The organism is Membranihabitans marinus (assembly GCF_021729155.1).
GTDB lineage: Bacteria > Bacteroidota > Bacteroidia > Chitinophagales > Saprospiraceae > Membranihabitans > Membranihabitans marinus.
Map to the genome: position 1 here is coordinate 25,908 of NZ_JAJQYA010000025.1, position 22,976 is coordinate 48,883.

Here is a 22,976-nt window from a genome sequence, read left to right on the forward strand (position 1 = left end):
TTTGTGGAAAAAGAAGAAAAAATAAGTCAATCCCAGCGTTTTAATTTGGGGTATAATAATAATCTAGTGTCCGGTTGGGAGGGTAATGTGGAAGCTTTTTACCAGTCATTTACGAATCTGAGTTATTATTCAATTATCGACAATAGTGATCAATACTATTCTTTGGAGGCATCGGGTGGCGAGGGGTATAATTATGGGATGGAATTGTCTCTATCCAAAGCATGGAGGAATAAAAGCAATCTCCAGTTGGGCTATACTTGGATTAAGTCAGAAAGACAATATGAAAATATCAATAATGGCAACAGTTTTAGAGCGGATTATGGAAGAGAACATGAATTGAAAATTCAATTTATTTTTCCCTACAAAAAACTATTGATCGGCAGTCAGTGGACCATGGCTAGTGGATTTCCTTTTACTATACCTAATGCAGTAGTTCACAGTAATCTATTGCGTAACTATAATTATATATCAGGGAAGAACAATTTCTCTTTACCGTTATACCATCGATTGGATCTTTCTATTAGTAGGACTTTGGAAAGTAAAAAAGGCAGGAAATCAATCTTTAGTTTCAATCTTTTTAATGCTTATAATCGATTCAATGCTGACCATATTATACCTGATTTTCCCTCTAAGAAAATAAAGAAGATTTCCAATTTTGGAGTGGTGCCTAGTTTTTATTATAAATTATATATCAAGTAAATTAATATGAGAATATTCATTAGGTCGTTGTTTGCCATCAGTTGGTTTTGGATTGGTGGCTGTCAAACTGAGTTAAACACAAATATTGATCTTCCCGCTGGTGAAAAAGAACCTGTGATACACGTAATTATTGAGAATACACGAATTCGAGGGGAGGTGGTTGCCGCCAGTACTAATTTTGAAAATATTGAAATTAAAATAGTTGATGGTGAAGAGGTTAGAACCTATGTATTGAATAGCATAGGGGGAGTTGAAATAGAGATTTGGGATAATAGTGGTAATAGTCAAAAATTTGTCGCCGATTCAATGGGAGTATTTGAGGGTGAAATACAAATAGATGAAAATGAATCGTATCAATTGAGGTGTGATTACAAAGGCGAGATATTTGTTTCGAATTGGATATCTCCTTTGCCTAAGACAATAGATACCGAGGTTCAGAAGCTGGTGCTCGACGGTTATAATTTATTCGCTGGATTTAAAAGCTCTCTTTCGCGAGGATATTTTAGTTTTGGACCTAAGACTTATTTTGAAGGTAGCATAACAGATAGCATTCAGCCTATTGGATTGGCATATAACAACTGGATAGAGTTTGAAGGCGGTCTCATTGAATTTCCTGGGATGGAAATATCAAAATATCAAGAATTTGATAGTGTTGTGTTGGAGGTCGTTTATGCCGATTCAGAGTATCAACGTTTTTTTGAAAATTTGGGAAGAAATGTCATAGGAGAAAGCTATACTTCGTATGAGCCAGCCTATTCCAATATTGGTATGGGCAATGGATTGTTTTGTTTTGCCTATCGCGACACTTTTAATATGAAATTCTAGCATGGATGAATATCATATGCATTTAAAATGAATTAATGAGGTTACTTTAACCAACAACTTCGCTTAGTTAGCCTGTCAGTAAACTGCCACCTCTTCTGAATAGGGAATTAGGCTATCGATGTTGTTTAGCTTAATCTACTGTCTGTTTTTTGGGGATAAGATCAACCTGTAATACCAATTTTCTCATTTTCTTATATTCTTAAATTAAGAAACCATTTGGCTGCAAATATATGTGCAGCTTTTCGGTTTCGAAATTTTATTCTTAAATTTTTTTTGAGGTCTGGTTACAATTCTCTGTCTTGGTGGGGCATCTTTACTATCAATAAATCGAAACATAACCGATAATCATGAAGGAATTTGATATAAACTCCCTCTGATAGTCTTTGATTAGGGGTATGTGTGGATTTTCAATCCTATGTATTAAAAATTATGTCAATGTCTTTTCATACACATAATCGTCCATTACAAAACCATTTCCGATGTCGATTACTTCTTCCGCTATTTTCTTAAATCCAGATTTTTCATAAAATGTAATAGCTGGATTAAATTTATTGACATTCAGTGTCAATTGTTTACAATTTTCTGAAATTGCTTGATTTTCAGCGAACCATATTAACTTCTGTCCAAGTCCTTGATTTTGGGCTGAAGGCAGGATATATATTTTGTGAATTTTGGCCAAGATTGGGCTGGGGTAGTGACAGGCCAACTCCAAATAGCCCAAAGCGCGATGCTTATCTTCAATGAGGTAAAAATCTTGATTTTGAATTTTCATTCTACGACATAATTCTTCTTCACTGTACATTAGATCCAACATGTAGTCGATTTGATCTATAGAGAGAATATTCTTAAAGGTCGATGGCCATATTTTGTAAGCCATTTCTCTTATAATGCCGACATCTTCTCGATTGGCCTTTCGAATTGCAAAATGATTATTCATCAATTTTTGAGTTGTAAAATAAAAAAAGCCCTCGGTTTAGGAGAGCTTTTTAAATAATTCTCTAAAGAGAAGAATATGGATTGAATTTCAAGTTCGATCGAGGATTAATATCCTGAATTTCCTCTTGAAAAACCACCACGGCCTCCGCCGCCACCGCGATTGCGGTTGAAACCTCCACGTGCTCCTCCGCCACCACCGCGATTCTCTCTCGGTTTTGCTTCTTTAACTACAATGGTACTACCGTCTAATTCAGAATTGTCCAAAGCTGCAATTGCTTCTTTGGCTTCTTCTTCCTCATACATTTCTACGAATCCGAAACATTTGGAATTACCCGTTTCTCGATCCATAATTACTTTGGCTGATTTAATTTCACCAAATTGACTGAAAGCCTGCTCTAATTCGTAATCAGATGTGTTGCGACTAAGTTTTGCTACAAAAATGTTCATTATAAAAATATTAAAATAAAAAAAAATACAAAATACGTATAATTAGGTTGATAGTCTCATAGCAAAGTTCTCGCGCAATCCGTCTAAAATTACTACTAATATCAAACTAACACAAAGATATTCTAATTGTCAACAATTATGTGTTAATTTTTAAAAATAAAATTAACAATAAAAGTTCCAACTTCTGAACATTTTTTTGCAGAATCTGGATTTATATCCACTGTCGCATAATTATTTTGCAAACAATTGTCTATGGCTCTTTTTATTTCTTGAGCTTCATCGTATAATCCCCAGTGTTCCAACATCATCGCAGCAGATAATATGGCCGCCATTGGATTGGCTATATCCTTTCCCTTGGCTTGAGGGTAGGATCCGTGAATGGGCTCAAACATAGAATGGCCATTACCCACTGATGCACTGGGCAATAATCCCAATGAACCACTAATGGTAGACGCTTCGTCTGAAATAATATCCCCAAACATATTCGATGTCAAGACTACATCGAATTGGGCAGGGTTTAAGATGACTTGCATAGCTGCATTGTCTACAAATAAATAATCCAATGTCACATCGGGATAGTCAGATGCCATCTTTTGAACTACCTTTCTCCACAACCTCGAAGATGCCAATACATTGGCTTTGTCTATTAGGGTCAATTTCTTTTTTCGATTTTGGGCTGCCTCAAATGCCAATTTGGCAATGCGCTCAATCTCAAAATCGTGGTAGGACATCAAATCCGAAGCAGTACCGCTACCGTCGTCTTCTTTCTTTTCTCCAAAATATATACCCCCAGTCAACTCTCGGTATATTATAAAATCGGCACCTTTAATTCGCTCTTCTCTCAATGGAGATAAATGCAATATCGAATCAAATGCCATGACGGGACGCAAATTGGCAAATAATTGCAATTCCTTTCGCAGTTTTAACAATCCCTGTTCCGGTCTTACTTTGGCATCGGGATTGTTGTCGTATTTAGGATCTCCTATCGCTCCGAAAAGTACGGCATCGGATTCTTTACAGGTCTTAAGAGTGGCCTCCGGTAGAGGATCTCCGTGAAGATCTATGGCCATGGCTCCCGTGTCGGCTTCATGATATATAAACTCATGATTATACTTCTTAGCAATCGCATCCAAGACCTTTCTCGCCTCTCGAATAACTTCAGGTCCTATTCCGTCTCCAGCCAGTACGGCAATATTTTTTTTCATCGTTGTTTTTTTATTTCAGGGATTATTTTCTGATGGTTTTATGAACATAACTTCGATTGCTCTCAAAGTCTTTGATCTTATCTTCCAAACTCAATAAATAGTCGATATCGTCGTATCCGTTGAGAAGACACATTTTCTTATAATCGTCAATTTCAAATTTTTCTCGGTGTCCATCTGGCAGTAATTGCACGTATTGTTCCTCTAGGTTGACTTCTATCTCTGTATTGGGATCAGTACTTAATCGATCGAGAATTAAGTCTAAATATTCAGGACTTACCTGAAGGGGAAGCAATCCGTTGTTTAGGGCATTCCCTTTGAATATGTCGGCGAAATAACTGGATATTACCACTCGAAACCCATATCCAAACAAGGCCCAAGCTGCGTGTTCTCTACTTGAACCACAACCAAAGTTTTTTCCCGCTACCAAAATCGATCCACTGTATATTGGATTGTTTAGGATAAATGAGGAATTGGGTTTATCGTTTTTATCGTATCTCCAATCGTAAAATAAATTGTCGCCAAATCCTTTTTTGTCGATAGCTTTTAAAAATCGAGCCGGAATGATTTGATCTGTATCGATATCCTCCATCGGCATGGGCACTGCCGTATCTTTTAATAACACTAATTTTTCCATACTTTAGTTTTCTCTTGGGTCTACAATTTTACCGTGAATAGCTGCTGCTGCCGCTGTTAATGGGCTGGCTAAGATGGTTCTCGCCCCCGGGCCTTGTCGGCCTTCAAAGTTTCTGTTGGAAGTGGATACACAATATTCTCCCATTGGGATTTTATCCTCATTCATTCCCAAACACGCAGAACAACCTGCCTCTCTAAATTCAAATCCCGCTTCTGTAAATATTTTATCTAATCCCTCAGCTATGGCTTGCTTACTCACTTGTTGGGATCCCGGTACTATCATCGCTCGTACTCCTTCTTTAACTTTTTTACCCTGGACATACTTTGCCGCTATTCGCAAGTCTTCCATTCGCGAATTGGTACAACTCCCTATAAATACATTCTGAATCGCTAAGCCCTGTATCGGTTGATCGGCTTGCAATCCCATATATTCCAAGGACTTGGAAAAAGACTCCTGTTTAGAGGAAGACAATCCACTAGGTATATTTTCGGTTACTTTTAACCCCATACCAGGATTTGTACCATAGGTTACCATGGGCTCAATGTCGGATGCTTGGAAGGTATACTCCAAATCGAATTCGGCGTCGCTATCCGTTTTCAATGTTTTCCAGTAGGCTAGGGCTTCAGTCCACTCCTGACCACTAGGGGCATAATCTCTTCCCTGGATATAGTCAAATGTTTTTTGGTCAGGGGCAATTAAACCGCCTCGAGCTCCCATCTCGATACTCATATTACATATGGTCATTCTAGCTTCCATAGATAATGATTCGATGGCCTCACCGGCATATTCTATAAAGTATCCCGTACCGCCACCAGCCGTCAGTTTGGCTAGGAGATACAGAATGATATCTTTGGACAATACACCTTCAGACAATTGTCCTTCGATGTTAATGCGCATTTTTTTCGGTTTGCTAACCAATAGGGTTTGGGTGGCAAAAACTTGCTCTACCTGACTGGTCCCAATTCCAAAAGCAATGGTTCCAAATGCCCCGTGAGTAGAGGTATGACTATCCCCACAAACTATGGTCATGCCGGGTTGAGTAATTCCTAATTCTGGTCCGATAACGTGGACTATCCCTTGGTTTTCATGACCCAATCCAAAAAGATTGACATCGAATTCAGCACAATTCTTTGTCAGGGTCTCTACTTGAATTCTACTCAACGGCTCTTCGATCGGTAGATGTTGATTGATGGTCGGTACGTTGTGATCGGCCGTCGCTACGGTTTGATCTTTTCTAAACAAACCAATTCCGCGGTCTCTAAGACCTGCAAATGCCTGTGGACTCGTCACTTCATGAATAAAATGACGGTCTATATACAATACTTCTTGTGATGCGTTTACCGCGTGAACCACGTGTGCATCCCAAATCTTGTCAAATAGTGTTTTTCCCATAATTATTTTGCGTAATCTGCGTAAATACTGTCTTTATTTTCAGCAAGAAACATAAGTTCAGTCTCTCCTATCTCTTTCTTAACGTCTGCAAGCTCTAAAAATTTGGCATAAAGTGCATCTAATTCCAATTTGGTCACTTCACAGCCCAATTCTTTCAATCGATAGGCTAGTGCAGCTCGACCACTTCGAGCAGTTAAAACGATGGAAGATTTGTCTACGCCAACTTCAGCTGGATCAATGATTTCATAGGTCGATCGTTCCTTAATTACTCCGTCTTGGTGAATACCAGATGAGTGAGCAAAAGCGTTGGATCCTACGATAGCCTTATTGGGTTGAATGATCATACCCATTTCATGAGATACCATTTGACTGGTAGTATGCAACAATTGGGTTCGAATATTGGTCTCAAATCCCAATTCTGGATGTTGTTTCAACGTCATTACACATTCTTCGAGAGAAGTATTCCCCGCTCTTTCTCCAATGCCGTTGATGGTACACTCTATTTGTCGAGCTCCATTGATAACACCAAATATACTGTTGGCAGTAGCCAGACCTAAATCGTTGTGACAGTGTGTGGAAATAACTACGTGTTCCAGTCCTGTTAGATTGGCAGCCAAATAGGCTATTTTTTCACCGTATTCTTGGGGAAGACAATACCCAGTAGTATCTGGAATATTGAGGACGGTAGCACCTGCATCGATGGCTACTTGACAAGCCCGAGCTAAAAATTCATTTCTCGTTCTTCCGGCATCTTCCGCATAAAACTCAATGTCTTCAACAAATTTTTTAGCATAGGAAATGGATTGTTTGATCCGTTCTAGAATTTTATCCTCAGTACTTTTAAATTTATATTTGATGTGGTTTTCAGAAGTTCCGATACCAGTGTGTATTCTTGGTCGAACGGCTTCTTTTAGCGCTTCAGCGGCCACTTCAATATCTTTTTCTACAGCGCGCGACAACCCGCAAACCGTACTGTCTTTTATAGTTCTGGCTATGGCTCGAACCGATTCAAAATCCCCTGGTGAGGAAATAGGGAATCCCGCCTCGATGATATCGACGCCCAATGACTCCAGTTGTTTAGCCAATACTATTTTTTGATCTTGGTTCAATTTACAGCCAGGCACTTGCTCTCCGTCCCTTAATGTGGTATCGAAAATATGTATTTTCGTCATATTGATTTAACTTTTGTATATTTTACATTACTAAAATAGGTAAAGCCTTATATTTGTTCACACTAATTGAAATAAAGCCTTACAAGAGATAAGTCAACAAAATTACACATAATAATCTGAATTTCAATTTTTAATGAAATTTATTAATACAACACCCAGTTCCAAATCAGATGCATTGCTTCAATTGATAAAGTCAATGTCTAAAGCCGAAAAACGCGCTTTTTCGATATATGTTCAGCGCGGAAGTAACTCGGCGGACAATACTTTTTATTACAATGTGTTTATGGAAATCAATAAACGCAAACGTTTTGACGATGATCAATTGGTCAAGCAAATTCCCGGTTTGAAGAGAAGTCAATTGCCCAATATTCGAGCCAATTTATACAATCAAATTTTAAGCTGCCTTAGAAATTTGTATTCCAAAAAAGAAGTGTTTGGTCTGTTGGAAGGCTTTGATTTTGCCAGAATCCTCTACGACAAAGGCCTGTATATTCAGAGTCTAGATCAATTGCAAAAGGTGAAGCTCAGAGCCATTGATTTGCAAGAGTTTTTCATCATCAGCGATATCATTCAATTTGAAAAGTTTATTGAAAGTCAATACATTACTAGTAGTGTAGGGGATAGGGCTTCCAATCTGTCCATGGAGTCAGAACTCTATTTTCAAAAAACATATCATATCAATGTATTGTCGAATAAGGCCTTGCACCTCTACGATTGGTATTTGAAATACGGCTATATTAAGAATATTGAAGAAAAGGAATTGGTACAGAGGTTTTTTTATAGAGACTTTATCGACCTCGATGTCACTACAGCTTCCTTCTATGAGTTGATATTTTATCATCAATGCTATATGTGGTATTACTATATCATTCAGGATTTTCAAAATTATTACCGGCACTGTCTCAAATTCGTAGATGCGTTTGACTCATTCCCTCAAATGAAATCCATTAAATTGCCGATCTACATGAAGGCCATGCACAACCTTTGCAATGCCCTGTTTTTTTTGGATAGTTACGATCGGTACAACGCCAGGTTTAAAAAATTTGAAGAGATTAAACCGATGATAAAATCAGATAAGGCCAATTTGGAAGGCTTGTATTATCTGTATTTTTATTTGCATAAAATAGATTTACACATCCTCGAAGGGACCTTTCAAAAATCTTGGCGCTGGTTGGACGATTTAATCGAAATGGTCACATTAAATCCCTACAATTGGGATGTACATCGATTAATGGTGTTTTATTACAAGATCGCCTGTCTCTTCTTTGGCGGAGGGGACTACAATCGCACTATTGATTTTCTAAATCTCATTATCAATCACAAATCATACGATGTAAGAGTAGATATTCAAAGCTATGCTCGTATCCTAAACTTAATTGCTCATTACGAACTCGGAAATCAACGATTGTTGCAATATCAGGTTAAATCAGTATATCGATTCTTGGGTAAAATGGAAGAATTGCAGAAAGTACATCAGTTTATATTTTCCTTCTTAAGAAAACTACCCACGATGAAGTTAATGGAAGTAAAAGACCACTTTAAGCAATTGAAAACCGACCTTCAAAATTTGGAAAATGACCCTATTGAGAATCGATTTTTCTTGTATCTAGATATTATTTCTTGGTTGGAGAGTAAGATTCAGAATAGGAGTGTGGAATCTATTATTCACGAAAAATTTAATCAGAAAATTCACTGATATTTTTCTCGCTCAAGATGGAAGACATGAATTTTATCAAATACTCTAGGTATGTTGTCGATTGGTTTTATAAATATAGAACCATATCCTTTTTTACATGTATTGATTTGGAATAGACCTTATTTTTCTGGCGTTGATGTTTGGGCTATATATACAATGACGATTCCCATAATGGCCATAAACAACTTTACTCCGAAGGCGATATACCCACCCCAATTTTCAATAAAGCTCAAAAATGAAAATCTAACTCCTATTAATGATAGAAAAATAGACATCATTCCCAATAAAAACAGGATGAAACCTGCAAGGGTAAGTAAATCTGACTTGTTGATTTTCAATATATCGCTTAGTTGGTTTTTATAAATTTAATCAATCCCGTTCGGCTTTGATCGCTGATTGAAACAAAATACATGCCAGCGGAAAGTGAAGGATTTACAGTGCACTTAACGATGTTCATACCTTGTTCTACTTCTACGATTTGATCGCTAATGACCTTGCCATAAGTATCGATAATCTTAAGATTGACTGGGCCATTTATTCTTGAAAATAGAGATATGTCCATTTCATTCACCACTGGATTGGGAAAGACCATACCGGACAAATGTGTATCGATGATTTCTCCTTTAAAACATCGGGGTTCGCTTTTAAACACATTCTCCTGAATAAATGAAATATTGGTGTTATTGGTCAAGATGTCGACCATTTTTGTATTTCTAATCAAATTCTTTTCAGTTTCTGACAGGGTTTCATCATTCTCAAAGTAATATCGATCGCCATTTCGTATTCTAGAAAATTGATCTCGAATTAATATGTTTAGGGTTTCACCGAGCATCGACTTGGGAAAGTGATCCTCAGCAATTATACCTACCCATGGATCAATATTGTAGATGTTGCTGTAGAGTTCTTTTAACTTATTTTGGATAGTGATATTGGAGGTGATTTCAGAAAAACTTTCGATAGGAGCTAATCCCAATTCCATTCTCATGGTATTGTAGTCGGGTAAACCTCTTTCTCGAGCCCTCATAATATCCATGGCAATCCAGTCGGTTTTAATTTCAATGTTGTCCGATCTGAGTTCAAAATTGCGAATTCCATCCACTACTTCATAATCCATATTCAGTTGTCGTTCACTGGCCAAGCCTTTCATCAAAGGATCGATATCAATCTGCAACAAAGACAGGGGATCGTGAAGTAAATCATTGAAGGCAATACTGCCAAATCGATCGGTCTCGCATCTGTCGTCCATTAAGGATATCCTTTCGTTTTGGAGGGTATTCCATATTTTAAAACCAGCGGCACAAAATTCATTTGAAACATCGGGGTCAATGTTGGGATTATAGCCTTGGTATTCTTCCAAATAAATACCAATAGATGGCAACCATTCATTGTATGTGATATTCTGAATCATACCAGAAACCAAACTCCTAGCTTTTTGATAAATCTGTTCGTCAGTTAGACCTGGACTTTCTAAGGCGATTACATCGCATAATCTATTGTGTTCTCGCAAAAACAAAGTGACCATGGAGGCTATCACTAAATTTTGATTGATTCTAGGATCGCCAGAAACAAAGTATCGATAGAGGCCTGGATCCATCAATTCCATAGCTGGTGCTTGGGCATCGGTTATTCCATTGAGGTTTCCAGAAATGGTATTAAAAGGCAAGAAATTACCTTCAGATACTTTTAATTTACCCCCTTCCAAACTTCTTAAATACAGGGCTGTTTTTTCGTCGGTTCCGTACAAGACTGAGGCATCTATCCACGCTGTGCTATAGTTGGTCACATTTCTAGGATTGTCGATGTCAGTGCCCGATCCAGCTCTTGTTTCGAATCTATCAATAACAATTTCCTCTCGACCCGTACAATTGGGATCGAAGAAAGGATCGCATTGAGGAATCTTAATCTTTATTTGATCAGAGGTTGAAGATTTAAAATGAGTGATTTCGTGTTCCAAAAATTTGCCAAAAGCCCACACGAGATTACTTAAATTATGTACATCTGGTGTATTGTCAACAGCAGCAAACATTTCATTGGAAATGATTCTCGCATTGGGTCGATTGATGCCGCCAGGACTGTTGATGCCGTCGCTGTACTGCAAACTGGTCAACACTTTGACCGCATGTAAACTAGCCCCATATTCTGGAAAGTCAATATTGTTCCCACTACCGTCGTAGGATCGGTAGGTTTGGGCAAATATTGAACTTGTGGCTAATAAAGCAAATAGTATAATAAGTCGGGTTCTTGGAATGTTCATTGGTCTACAACTTTATTCTCGCTTTATCTCATCAGCTAAATTAAGAATATTTTTCAATAATTCTGTAAAAAGGACGTTGGGAATCCATAAATCGCTTGTTTTTTTACTTAAAGATGGATTACTTCATCGTAAGCAGCCGCTGTAGCTTCCATCACAGCCTCACTCATAGTCGGATGTGGATGGATGGATTTTATAATTTCGTGACCGGTAGTTTCCAATTTTCTGGCGACAACCGCTTCTGCGATGATTTCCGTTACATTGGCACCTATCATATGACATCCTAACCATTCTCCGTATTTGGCATCGAAGATTACTTTGACAAATCCTTCTGGTGATCCAGCAGCTTTAGCCTTTCCAGACGCTCCAAATGGGAATTTGCCAACCTTGATGTCATACCCTGCTTCTTTAGCTTGACTTTCAGTCAATCCTACAGAAGCTACCTCAGGTGCACAATAGGTACAAGATGGTATGTTGTTGTAATTAATGGGGATAGGGGATTGACCGGCTATCTTTTCAACACATAAGATTCCTTCTGCGCTCGCTACATGGGCCAATGCTGGTCCTGGGATAACATCGCCAATAGCATATATACCGTCTACATTGGTTCGGTAAAATTCATCTACCACTATCATGTTTCTATCAGTCTTAATGCCCAATCCTTCTAGTCCAATGTTTTCTGTATTGGGAGCAATTCCAATGGCACTCAATACCACATCGCAATCCAATGTCTCTTTTTTACCTTTTTTGACATCTTCTATCTCAACCAATAGAGATTTACCGTCTCTTCTAACCGCATTTACTTTGGTTGAAGATTTTACAGTAATTCCTGATTTCTTAAAGACTTTGTTCAATTCTTTGGAAACCTCGGCATCCTCTCTCGGAAGAAGACCTTGATCTAAAAACTCCACAACGGTTACTTCTGTCCCTATGGAATTGTAAAAATATGCAAATTCTACTCCGATGGCACCTGCACCCATTACTACCATTTTCTTGGGTTGCGATTTTAAGTTCATTGCTTCTCGGTAACCTATGACGTCTTTGTGATCGATGGGGATATTGGGCAATTCTTTGCTTCGCCCACCGGTGGCTATGATTATATTTTTGGCTTGGTAGGATTTTTTCTGTCCGTCTTTTTCGACTTCTACCGTTTTACCCGGTTTTAGAAAACCATTGCCTTGCAATATATCAATCTTATTCTTTTTAAATAAAAACGATATCCCCTTACTCATACCGTTGGCTACATCTCGACTTCTGCTTATAATTTTGTCGAAATCCGGTTGAGAACCTTCTACACTGATACCATAATCCTCTGCATGTTGAAGATAGTTAAATACTTGGGCACTCTTCAGCAATGCTTTTGTAGGAATGCAACCCCAGTTTAAGCATATTCCTCCCAATGCATCTCTTTCCACTACGGCTACATTCATTCCCAATTGAGCAGCACGAATTGCCGCTACGTAACCGCCGGGTCCACTTCCTAAAACAATCAGATCGTAGGTCATATATTTGTGATTTTTCGTATTTACATAATTCTGGCAAATATATACTTTTACTAGTATGAATAGAAATTTTAGCACAGTATTAATGCAATTTTTTACTGAATAGCACAAGTATATATATTGATTTTATCATATATGAATTGATGATAAACTGTTTTTATTTTTGCCACAATATATTACCCTGGCATTAAATTTTACACTGTCTTGTATTTATCTCGTCAATATTTTAAGGATGGATTCTTTCATTTACTTTCGTCAATTTTTCTTTTGGGATTATTTTTTTATCTGAATTAATTATTTGTTATTCCCTGTCTTTGTTTAAAAATATAGAATGGTATTTTTTATTATATTGCGTCGCAGTGAGTTTAACCTAATCTCTGATTTTTATGAAAATTGCCGTATTTCCTGGTTCTTTTGATCCGATAACCAAAGGTCATGTCGATATTGTTATGAGAGCTTTGCCTTTATTCGATAAAATAATAGTGGCTATAGGTATCAATAGTCAAAAGACTTATTTGTATTCACTAGAACAAAGGATGGCTTGGTTGACAGAAGTGTTTCAAGATAAAGAAAATGTAGAAATTGATTATTTTGAAGGACTAACTGCTCATTTTTGCAATAAAATAGGTGCACAATACCTGATTCGTGGTTTGAGAAGTGCAGCTGATTTCGATTATGAAAAAACAATTTCACAATTAAATAATATAGTAGGAAAAGACCTTGAAACTGTATTTTTAATTAGCCAACCTCAGTATTCTCATATTTCTTCTACCATTGTTCGAGAATTAATTATTGGTGAAGGTGATGCTTCTCCTTTTATACCCGATGTAGTGTCTAATGATTTGTCAAAATAATTGAAAAATTATTATTTTTTTCGAGAGGGTAAGAAGCGTTTTTGCGTTGATATCGTTTTAAAATTATATTTAATAGCTAAATACCCCTTTTGTTATTGAAGAATGTTGTCAATATTTTACAATAAATAAATTTTAGTTAAGCTTTTCCCCATATAATTATAATCGTATTTGGTTTTAGTGCTAGGATAGAGTACAGATCAATGACTAGATTGATACAATTGTATTTAGTGATCTATACAGCATGGTTTGTATTGGCCCCATCGATTAGAATCATATTTTAATTAATTGTGTTTTGTATACTGAATTTATACTCATGAAAAGATTGTTATTTCACTTGTCCATGGTTGGGGCTATTTTATTCCTCAGTCGTCAAACAACCATTGCTCAAACAGCTACCGTCAGCGGTTATATTGAAGAGACAGGTTCCGGAGAGAAAATTATCGGTGCCAATATCTTAGAAATGAATTCTCTAAAAGGAACGGTATCTAACATCTATGGCTTTTATAGCCTTTCACTGCCTGTGGGACAACAGCGATTGATCTTTAGTTATGTAGGTTATCAGTCGGACACCATAGTCTTGAATGTAAGCAGAGATACTTCAATAAATTTGAGAATGAGTGATGCTGTTCAATTGGCTGCCTTGGAAGTCAAGGCCGATCGAGCACGGCGAATCGAGGAAGAAAGTCAGATGAGTAAGAATGATATTCCAGTCGATCAAATTAAAAAATTACCGGCCTTTCTAGGGGAAACCGATGTGCTTAAGACCTTGCAGCTCTTGCCCGGGGTCCAGAGTGGGAGTGAAGGTACATCAGGTATCTTTGTCAGAGGAGGGAGTATCGATCAAAATCTAATTTTGGTGGATGGAGTTCCCATATATAATCCTACACATGTATTGGGAATATTCAGTTCCTTCAACGCCGATGCAATTAAAAGTGTCAGTATTACCAAAGGTGGATTCCCCGCGAGGTATGGAGGCAGGCTGTCATCAGTGGTGGAAGTCAACACCAAGGACGGTCATATGAATGAGTATCATGGAGCTGGTCAGATCGGGTTGATGTCGTCAAAATTATTGGTGGAAGGACCTATAGTGCCAGAAAAAAGTTCTTTTGTAATCTCTGGCCGAAGGTCATATATTGATGTGATTGCCCGTCCTATCGCCAAAATAAGCCAAAAAGGACTGGATGAAAAAGTGTTACCTACGGCGTTTTTTTACGATTTCAATGGCAAATTGAATTATCGCTTCAATGAAGATCACCGCTTGATTTTGAGTACTTATTTGGGCTCTGATAAATACGGAATAAATTATCAATTTAATCGAGCCGATGCAAGCTATCAAGAAGATACCAATGCCGCTATTAAATGGGGGAATTTTGTGGGTTCGTTAAATTGGAATCACAAGTGGAATCCCAGAACCTTCGCCAATACTACATTGACGTATTCTAAGTATCAATTAGACAACAATATTGAATACAATTATAAGGACGAGACGGGTTCGGAGGAATTTCATTCTTTATATTTTTCTGGCATAACCGACTTTGGATTGAAGTACAGCGTGGATTATTTGCCCAATTCGATTCATTCTATTAAGGCGGGCAGTAATTGGACCCATCATACTTACGAACCTGGGGCTCTGACCTATGAGTTGAATTACGACGATGAAAATGAAATCTCTGATTTTCCACAAGATTCCGAAAAGTCGATTGAAGCAGCGTATTTTATCGAAGATGATATCAATTGGGGGCGATTGCGGATGAATATTGGACTTCACTACTCACAGTTTTTTACCAATGATCAATTTTATCATTCCCTGCAGCCGAGATGGAGTATGAGTTATTTGCTGCCAGATCGTTGGGCGGTGAAGGCCTCCTATGCTTCTATGGCTCAATATGTAAACCTGCTGTCCAATGAGGCGTTGAGTTTGCCTACCGATTTATGGGTGCCCAGTACCGAGAATATCGTTCCGCAAAAGAGTTGGCAAGTGGCGCTTGGTGTGGCCAAGACGGTGTGGAATGACTATGAATTTTCAATAGAAGGCTACTACAAAGAAATGGACAATGTGTTGTCTTATCGACCTGGAGTGAGTTTTATCCTCGGAGCCGATACCGATTGGGAGGATAAAATAACCCAAGGTAGGGGCAATTCCTATGGATTGGAAATGTTATTCCAGAAAAAATTTGGAAAAACGACGGGATGGATTGCTTATACCCTGTCTTGGAACAATAGGCAGTTTGATGAGATCAATCGGGGGCGATGGTATCCCTATAAGTTTGATCGCAGACACGACATTAGTGTGGTTCTTTCCCATGAGATTTCTAAAAAGTGGAGTATGTCCACAGCTTGGATCTATGGAACTGGGAATGCCTACAGTGTGCCGGAGGCCAGTTATCGTTTTCCAAATCGATATTATTTCGGAAGTTATACCTACTCCTTTTACAACGCAAAAAACAATTATAGGATGTCGGATTACCATCGTTTAGACATTTCATTTAAAAGAGAGAAAGTCAAGAAAAGAATGACTACGTCTTGGACTTTTGGAGCATATAATACTTATTTCAGGAAAAATCCATTCTTTATCCAACAGGATTTCGATGGCAAATTAAAGGAGATTACCATTCTACCTATTATTCCTTATTTCACTTGGGGTTTTAAATTTTAATTGACTATGAATTATATATATACATTTTTTATCGCAGTTGTAGTTGTTTCTTGTGATGGGGCATTTACAAAGGAAATCGATTTGGATATTTCTAATTTCGAGTCCAAAGGTGTATTGGTCGGATTGTTTGCCAATTACGAAGATGTGGATACATTATTTACCAATTATTGGTATTGGTCTCCAGCCGATAGCACGGAAAGATTAAAGAAAAATAGAGTTTACATCACGCAAAGTTCTCCCGCGGGGCAACCAGTATATTTTGATTTTTATGAAGCCGATGTCAATTTGATAACTCCTACAGAAATCGTGGCTTTGCCATTTTCTGCCTCTGAGGGTTCTTTTAGTGATGTAAAATTTCACCATTCAGATGAAATTTTTGAGAGTGGAGTAGAATATGAGATCAAAGCCAATTACTTGCCGACATCAGGTTCTACAGGGTGGAGTGAGATTAGTGCCAAAGATGTAATGCCAGCCCAAATTGATTTTGAAATTGAAGACTTAAATATTCACTTCCCTGATGGCAATAGATTTGAATTTGGAGGGAGTATGAGATTGGCCATAGAGGACGAAACAGATCGCGATAATTATTATCAGGTAGATGTAGTGGCTATAGTCACTGATCTGGAAGGTAATACAGATATTGTGTCTAGTTATTTGGAGATTAAAGGGGTGTCCAGTGGGTTTTTAGAAGAGGATGTTGATGTATCCAATTTCGATGATACGCACTTGAGTGAAGATGGTAAAATAAGAGTGGATTTTGACTTTAATTCCGTTTCTAGTTTTTATGAAGAGCCTGGGGTTGAGGTTCATTTATTTTGTCGTTTAAGCAATTTGTCTCAAAATTATGCGAAGTATAAGCAGAGTGCAGAGCAGTTTAGAAACAATGACGGCAATCCATTTGCAGAACCTGTGGAGATTTATTCTAATGTAGAAGATGGATATGGAATATTTGCATTTACGGCCAATTCCTATAGAGAGAAAATCATAGTCCACTAATGATTTAAATGGATTTGAAATACTGTGATTTGCAGCGATTTTTATTTGCTAAGGTATTTTTTCTCCGCCCCTAGCTAGTGGACTACATAGGAAAGCCCTGAAAGGGCGACATATGTTAGGGCGGGACGAAGTCCTGTCGTAGTTATGTTACATCGAAATTAAGTCCTGAAGGGACGACATTACTTTAATTTTCTCACTGACAACATACGGGGTATTCACGTGGCGACGCAATTTTGGTAATACTGCAAAACCGAATAGATCTATAGTGGTAGAATACTTCGCTCTGCATTATTAGATTATCAAAACTCTTTTTTAAGTGTATTTTATTGATATTGTCTGAATAACCAGAAAATGGATAGGGCAATTATTGTGACAAATCTCTAGTCATTGCAATTTCAATAAACATGTTGGGATACCCAATGTTTTGCGTCTCAATTGGCGGTATTGAAAGTCGCAAAATCTTGGGACTCTACGACAATAATTCAAAAGGTAACCGACAATTATAAACGCATTTGGTATTATTAGTTCGGTTATCAATGCATTTCGTAAATGGTATAAGACGACAAGTAAATTCGGAAATAAAATTGTGAAAAACGCTGAACTTGTCACAATACTTGCTAATATTCACAGGAACTGGGATTGGATTTAATATAATGAGGACGGTAGTTTTTGGCATTTTCATCCATGCATCCTTCTAAATTCAACAATTCTACTTTTCTGAAATCAATAGGCTGACCTTCGCTCTGCAATGCGATAAAGCCGGTTTTTAAAGCTTGTCTATCGATCTTTATTTTGGGATCGTATCTTTTGACTACCCCTCCTCCTATGGTTGGATGGCTGTATTGCAGCACTGTATCCCCATTGACTATGTGGGTAATCAGAGAATCTCCTAATATGACGGCCTCAGCTCGAACCCATTGATCACCGTAATAAGTATCCGATGTGGAATTGATGCAATGTCTAGGATCAACCTTGCCCTCGAATTCTACATTGGTGCCCGGAGAACACATATTTCCCGTAGGTCTGGACTTTCCCGGCTCAATACCAGCCAAAAATTGCATTTCTACCGATATGGGCCAATCTTGTTCCTTGAGCATGGTTCTAGGATCTTGTGAATGAAACATGACTCCACTATTTTTTAGGGTGTAACTCGGTGCTCCTGGATGTAATTCACCGACGAATCGATATTCCACAACCAAATGATAGTAGGAGTAGGGCGTGTCATAGTACAAATGACCAAATCGATCGTTAAATGGACCTTCGTATTGATCGTACCGCACTTGAATCACACTATCTCTTACACGAAATGTCTCTCCGTGATTGTCTCCGACATCGTAATGATGGATTTTTACTGTCCAATGATCTAAGTTTTTACCATTAAATAAGGATTGCCATTCACCGTTAGAATTTGAGCTCAACTGCCTGGAAGTACTGCAGGAAGAAAGTATGATTAATAATGCCATTATACCAAAGAAACCTTGGTGGGATATCGATACCATATTCTTTTTTATTTTAGATTTAATTGATTAAAAGTAATAAATTTTTCGGTCTACGATAATTCGGTCTACTTATTAATAATTGCATTTATATTTGACGGTTGTATAGTTATCCGGTTAGATCATTCCCCACAAAGAAGACAAAGGCTTTTACTGTGGACACAAAGTGATAGTAGTATGTTAAATAGGACAACTTCATTCGTTCACCTCCAAGGGAGGGAGGATTAGCCAAAAAGTGTGTTAGATCGTGGCGGGCAATTATTAATGGTTAATTATCAATGTATAATTGTTAATTTTTGATTATCGATGGTGAATTGCACATGTGTCTAAAATACAAGCGTGGCCGCTTAGATGATTCACCAAAAAGAAGACAAAGGCTTTCACTATGGTCACAAAGTGATGGTAGTATGTTGCATAGTATAACTTCATTCGTTCACCTCCAAGGGAGGGGGATTAGCCAAAAAATGTGATCAATCGGGATTTGGTCGATGGTAATTCGTACGACATTCCGTCTTTTGATGTATTTCGTATTTATCTTATTTACAGATTGAATTTTATTCCTTGCGCCAACGGAAGTTTTTTACTCCAATTGGATGTGCAAGTTTGTCTTCTCATGTAGGCCTTCCAAGAATCTGAACCGCTCTCTCGACCACCGCCAGTTTCTTTTTCTCCACCAAAAGCTCCACCGATTTCCGCTCCCGATGTACCGATGTTGACATTGGCTATTCCACAATCCGACCCTCTGTGAGAAAGAAATGTTTCAGCTTCTCTCATATTGAGTGTGAAAATAGCAGATGATAGACCTTGTTTTACTTCATTTTGAATCTCAATGGCCTCTTCTAAGCTGTGATAAGTCAAGAGATATAAGATAGGGGCAAAGGTCTCTTCTTGAACTATAGGTGCGTGAGAAGGAATCTGAATCAATGTCGGTCTCACATAGCAACCAGAATGGTATTCATGACCAGAAAGGACTTCATTGCCAGTCAATACCTTGCCTTTTTGTAATTGTGCTTGGTGGATGGCAGATTTGTATTTTTCCACAGCGTGAACATCGATTAATGGCCCCATATGGTTGTTGATATCTAAAGGAGAACCTATTTTTATCTGATGATAAGCAGTGATCAGCTTTTCAACCACAGTGGGGTAAATGTCCTTGTGGATGATGAGTCTGCGTGTCGATGTGCACCTTTGACCAGAAGTTCCAACAGCGCCGAAGACTATGGCGGGGATGGCCAATTGGAGATCGGCATCTGGTGTAATAATAATGGCGTTGTTTCCACCCAATTCCAACAGTGATTTACCTAGTCTGGCAGCTACTGATTGAGCGACTTGCTTGCCCATAACAGTAGAACCCGTTGCAGAAATAAGGTCGATGGCTGGATTGCTGGCCAGAGCGGCTCCGATCCTTCGATCACCGATAATAAGATTGATTAGACCTTCTGGTAAATCGTTGTCTTCCAATACTTCTTGTATAATGTGTTGACAGGCCAATGCCGAAAATGGTGTCTTTTCAGAGGGCTTCCAAATACATACGTTGCCGCAAACTAAGGAAATCATGGCATTCCAAGCCCAAACAGCAACGGGAAAATTAAATGCCGAAATAATACCGACTAAACCCAGAGGATGCCATTGTTCATACATGCGATGATCGGCACGCTCAGAATGCATGGTTAGTCCATACAACTGTCGAGATAGCCCGACAGCAAAATCGCATATATCGATGACTTCTTGAACTTCACCCCAACTCTCTTGTAGACTTTTGCCCATTTCATAACTAATCAAATAGCCGAGATCTTCTTTGTGATTTCGAAAGGCATTGCCAATTTGCCTGACTATATCCCCTCGTTCGGGAGCTGGTTTGTCCATCCATATTTTGGAAGCTATTCGAGCCGATTGAATGACTTTGTTGAGATCGATTGAAGTAGCCACCTTCACTTCTCCCAGTTTGCCTCCGTCTACAGGTGATACAATGGCGCGAGAATCCCCTTCACCTCGCCAACCCTTGCGGCCTGTAGATACACTGGCATATGGTGATCTTAATGAGAATCGATGCAATGGATTAACCGTTTTCATAGGTTACGTTTTCTTTTTTATTTGTGTTAAATATGTACTTTCAAATATTTTGTCGGCATTTTGGGTTTCGAATCCTTCTCGTCGGTGATGGCGCTCTATGTGGTCGGGTTTTATATTTCTAAACTCAGGTAAAATCTCTCGGTAAGCAAACTCCACATAGCTCCCCGGTACCAATTTGGTTTCTCCATCTTTGAACCTTGCTTCAACCATCCCAGCTAGGGTACTGCTCTGAGCCAATAGTCCATCTCCACTGACTTTAATTTTGCCTCCAGCACTGTTGAGCTGAATGCCGAGATCTTCAACGAATTGGTTAAAGGTTTCTAATTTATGGAATGGCGAGGGTAAGTTGTGTACAGCTATGGTGAAGTGATTGAGATAATATCTGTTATATATAACCCATGCAGCATATTCACTTTCTGTGGCTAAATTATCATAGTCAGACAAACTGGGTACTTCCCAAAGTGATTTGTGTAGCCAATGGCTGATGGCAGTCTCATCGTCTAGAGAAAAAAGATCTAATGAGTCGGTCTTTATATTCTTGGTATATTTCTCAATAATGTGTTGACTGGGAAGAGACATTTCTTTCACTCGAAGTTCGCTAATAAATATCCTCGGCCACCGCGGCACGGGGGGAGAATACCAATAGGCATTTAAATGTTTGTGGTCGAAATAATAGTAGTCTTTTTTTTCATAGCCATAGTGGAGAAATATTTTTTCCATCGAGGCAATTCCCAGGTGGGGTAGGCCTAAGCTGCGAAATGCAATATGATCGTTTTCAATATCGCTTCCAGAATTTATCATTCCTTTGGCCACCATGGCATCGATAATGGTATTTACCTGGGGAACTCTATCCCGATATTGATTCAATAAACTATTGAGAATAGTTTCAAACTTCGATTTTTTACTGTGCGAGATATTTTCCATAATCTGTGTTCAAAAATTCATTAAAATCTATATCCTCTTGTTTGATATATCCCTGCTGTGGTAACAATCCATCGGCAACCATCGATACTACGGCTGCAACCGAAGCCGCAGTAGTCCATGAAATGGCTCGCCACTGTTTTCCTTTGATTAGGCGAGGATAAAATGCCTTGTAGTATTCGTCACGCAACAACTGATTGTCCTTCCAACCCTCTACTACAGCATATACATAGACAACATCCTCTTTTACTGGAGGTTTTGCCTGCGACAATATTTTTTCAAGTTGATGTTTATCTTCTTTCATGATCAACTCATACATGAGAAATCTCATGAGTTTGCCGTGTCCGGGATATCTTATGGTCTTGTAATTTAAGGTGTCGACCCTGCCGGCAAAGGTCTCGCACATGGTTCCCAATCCACCAGATGTAGAGAAAGCTTCCAATTCTCTACCTTCAATATTGATATATTCTATACCATCCAATGAAGGCACCTTTTTGCGCTCTCCATTGTGAATGATTTCGGCATCGTTGAGGTATTCGTTGATGACTCCGGCCGGTGACCATGTAAAAGAATAGGCCAATTGACCATTGGGGTAGCGAGGTAGGGCACCGACTCGCAATTCGATATCTCGCAAACGGTCGAATCCATTGGCTAAATGGCCGCCTAAAATGGCTATAAATCCAGGGGCGAGTCCACATTGCGGTATTACACTTGCTTGAGCGTCATTGGCCATTTGTCTCAGGAGTTGACTACTTTTTAAATCTTCGGTTAAATCGAAATAATGAATGTTGTGTCCCAATGCTTTTTCTGCAATTTTCTTATTGAGGTAATAGGGCAATGCCGAGACAACAGCATCGAAACTGGGCAATAGTGTAGTCAAAAGATGATCGGAGGTAACATCTCCCTTAAGTATTTCAAATCCGTAATCCAAGGTGTAGTGAGGACTGGTTTTGTCCAATCCAGTAACTTCAAATCGCTGACTCAATAATTCTGCGACCAAGGTGCCTACCTTTCCCAATCCTATGACTAGTATTTTTTTCATATGTCAAATTAACTTAAGTAATAAATATACTAAATTATAATGACTTGTTGAGATGGTTTAATGAATTATTATTTTTATTTTATGTGGAAATGCAGTGTATTTTACTTGTTGTGAATAGTCTTTAATGCAGACTAGCTTTTCCTCACTCAACTTCTATTTATTTCAGAATTTTAGACTTT

The 22,976-nt window shown here is 38.4% G+C and carries 19 protein-coding genes; 6 read left to right on the forward strand and 13 right to left on the reverse strand.

What is annotated here, in order from left to right:
* Positions 1-3 precede the first annotated feature (3 nt).
* Positions 4-699 carry a TonB-dependent receptor gene (locus tag LVD51_RS14275; protein ID WP_236972071.1) on the forward strand — a complete coding sequence of 232 codons (696 nt, stop codon included), beginning with the start codon at positions 4-6 and terminating at the stop codon, positions 697-699.
* Between the two features lie 6 nt (positions 700-705).
* On the forward strand, positions 706-1,524 hold the full coding sequence (locus LVD51_RS14280) for a hypothetical protein (protein WP_236972072.1): 819 nt from the start codon (positions 706-708) through the stop codon (positions 1,522-1,524).
* A 427-nt stretch (positions 1,525-1,951) separates the two neighbouring features.
* Here LVD51_RS14280 and LVD51_RS14285 read toward each other — a convergent pair whose 3' ends face one another.
* The 6 genes from LVD51_RS14285 to LVD51_RS14310 form a co-directional block, all read right to left on the reverse strand.
* On the reverse strand, positions 1,952-2,461 hold the full coding sequence (locus tag LVD51_RS14285) for a GNAT family N-acetyltransferase (protein ID WP_236972073.1): 510 nt from the start codon (positions 2,459-2,461) through the stop codon (positions 1,952-1,954).
* 104 nt (positions 2,462-2,565) lie between these two features.
* Positions 2,566-2,907 (reverse strand): RNA recognition motif domain-containing protein, encoded by a 342-nt coding sequence (locus tag LVD51_RS14290; protein ID WP_236972074.1) that lies wholly within the window; start codon positions 2,905-2,907, stop codon positions 2,566-2,568.
* Between the two features lie 143 nt (positions 2,908-3,050).
* The gene (leuB, locus tag LVD51_RS14295) at positions 3,051-4,112 is read right to left on the reverse strand and encodes a 3-isopropylmalate dehydrogenase (RefSeq protein ID WP_236972075.1); all 1,062 of its coding nucleotides are present in this window, start codon (positions 4,110-4,112) and stop codon (positions 3,051-3,053) included.
* 22 nt (positions 4,113-4,134) lie between these two features.
* Positions 4,135-4,746 carry a 3-isopropylmalate dehydratase small subunit gene (gene leuD, locus LVD51_RS14300; RefSeq protein WP_262912792.1) on the reverse strand — a complete coding sequence of 204 codons (612 nt, stop codon included), beginning with the start codon at positions 4,744-4,746 and terminating at the stop codon, positions 4,135-4,137.
* Positions 4,747-4,749: 3 nt separating this feature from the next.
* Positions 4,750-6,138 carry a 3-isopropylmalate dehydratase large subunit gene (leuC, locus tag LVD51_RS14305; RefSeq protein ID WP_236972076.1) on the reverse strand — a complete coding sequence of 463 codons (1,389 nt, stop codon included), beginning with the start codon at positions 6,136-6,138 and terminating at the stop codon, positions 4,750-4,752.
* Between the two features lie 2 nt (positions 6,139-6,140).
* The gene (locus LVD51_RS14310; protein WP_394803176.1) at positions 6,141-7,316 is read right to left on the reverse strand and encodes a 2-isopropylmalate synthase; all 1,176 of its coding nucleotides are present in this window, start codon (positions 7,314-7,316) and stop codon (positions 6,141-6,143) included.
* Between the two features lie 127 nt (positions 7,317-7,443).
* Between LVD51_RS14310 and LVD51_RS14315 the strand changes: the two genes are divergently transcribed.
* Positions 7,444-9,006, forward strand: coding sequence for a hypothetical protein (locus LVD51_RS14315; protein WP_236972078.1), 1,563 nt, complete (start codon positions 7,444-7,446; stop codon positions 9,004-9,006).
* A gap of 119 nt (positions 9,007-9,125) precedes the next feature.
* Here the strand turns inward: LVD51_RS14315 and LVD51_RS14320 are convergent, their stop codons facing one another.
* From LVD51_RS14320 to lpdA, 3 genes are all read right to left on the reverse strand, one after another.
* A complete protein-coding gene (locus tag LVD51_RS14320) occupies positions 9,126-9,344 on the reverse strand; it encodes a hypothetical protein (protein ID WP_236972079.1) in 219 nt (72 codons plus the stop codon).
* A gap of 8 nt (positions 9,345-9,352) precedes the next feature.
* On the reverse strand, positions 9,353-11,260 hold the full coding sequence (locus tag LVD51_RS14325) for a peroxidase family protein (protein WP_236972080.1): 1,908 nt from the start codon (positions 11,258-11,260) through the stop codon (positions 9,353-9,355).
* 107 nt (positions 11,261-11,367) lie between these two features.
* Positions 11,368-12,762, reverse strand: a complete 1,395-nt coding sequence (gene lpdA, locus LVD51_RS14330; RefSeq protein WP_236972081.1) for a dihydrolipoyl dehydrogenase — start codon at positions 12,760-12,762, stop codon at positions 11,368-11,370.
* A gap of 383 nt (positions 12,763-13,145) precedes the next feature.
* Between lpdA and coaD the strand changes: the two genes are divergently transcribed.
* The 3 genes from coaD to LVD51_RS14345 all read left to right on the forward strand — a co-directional run bounded on the left by coaD (position 13,146) and on the right by LVD51_RS14345 (position 17,265).
* Positions 13,146-13,613 (forward strand): pantetheine-phosphate adenylyltransferase, encoded by a 468-nt coding sequence (gene coaD, locus LVD51_RS14335; RefSeq protein WP_236972082.1) that lies wholly within the window; start codon positions 13,146-13,148, stop codon positions 13,611-13,613.
* A gap of 313 nt (positions 13,614-13,926) precedes the next feature.
* Positions 13,927-16,269, forward strand: coding sequence for a TonB-dependent receptor (locus LVD51_RS14340; protein WP_236972083.1), 2,343 nt, complete (start codon positions 13,927-13,929; stop codon positions 16,267-16,269).
* Positions 16,270-16,275: 6 nt separating this feature from the next.
* A complete protein-coding gene (locus LVD51_RS14345; protein ID WP_236972084.1) occupies positions 16,276-17,265 on the forward strand; it encodes a DUF4249 family protein in 990 nt (329 codons plus the stop codon).
* A gap of 617 nt (positions 17,266-17,882) precedes the next feature.
* Here the strand turns inward: LVD51_RS14345 and LVD51_RS14350 are convergent.
* The 4 genes from LVD51_RS14350 to LVD51_RS14365 all read right to left on the reverse strand — a co-directional run bounded on the left by LVD51_RS14350 (position 17,883) and on the right by LVD51_RS14365 (position 22,797).
* Positions 17,883-18,764, reverse strand: a complete 882-nt coding sequence (locus LVD51_RS14350) for a 3-keto-disaccharide hydrolase (RefSeq protein ID WP_236972085.1) — start codon at positions 18,762-18,764, stop codon at positions 17,883-17,885.
* A 537-nt stretch (positions 18,765-19,301) separates the two neighbouring features.
* Positions 19,302-20,834, reverse strand: coding sequence for an L-piperidine-6-carboxylate dehydrogenase (amaB, locus tag LVD51_RS14355; protein WP_236972086.1), 1,533 nt, complete (start codon positions 20,832-20,834; stop codon positions 19,302-19,304).
* 3 nt (positions 20,835-20,837) lie between these two features.
* Positions 20,838-21,758, reverse strand: coding sequence for a DUF1338 domain-containing protein (locus tag LVD51_RS14360; protein ID WP_236972087.1), 921 nt, complete (start codon positions 21,756-21,758; stop codon positions 20,838-20,840).
* Positions 21,736-22,797 carry a saccharopine dehydrogenase C-terminal domain-containing protein gene (locus LVD51_RS14365; protein WP_236972088.1) on the reverse strand — a complete coding sequence of 354 codons (1,062 nt, stop codon included), beginning with the start codon at positions 22,795-22,797 and terminating at the stop codon, positions 21,736-21,738. The genes LVD51_RS14360 and LVD51_RS14365 overlap by 23 nt, the downstream gene beginning before the upstream one ends.
* Positions 22,798-22,976: the final 179 nt, after the last annotated feature.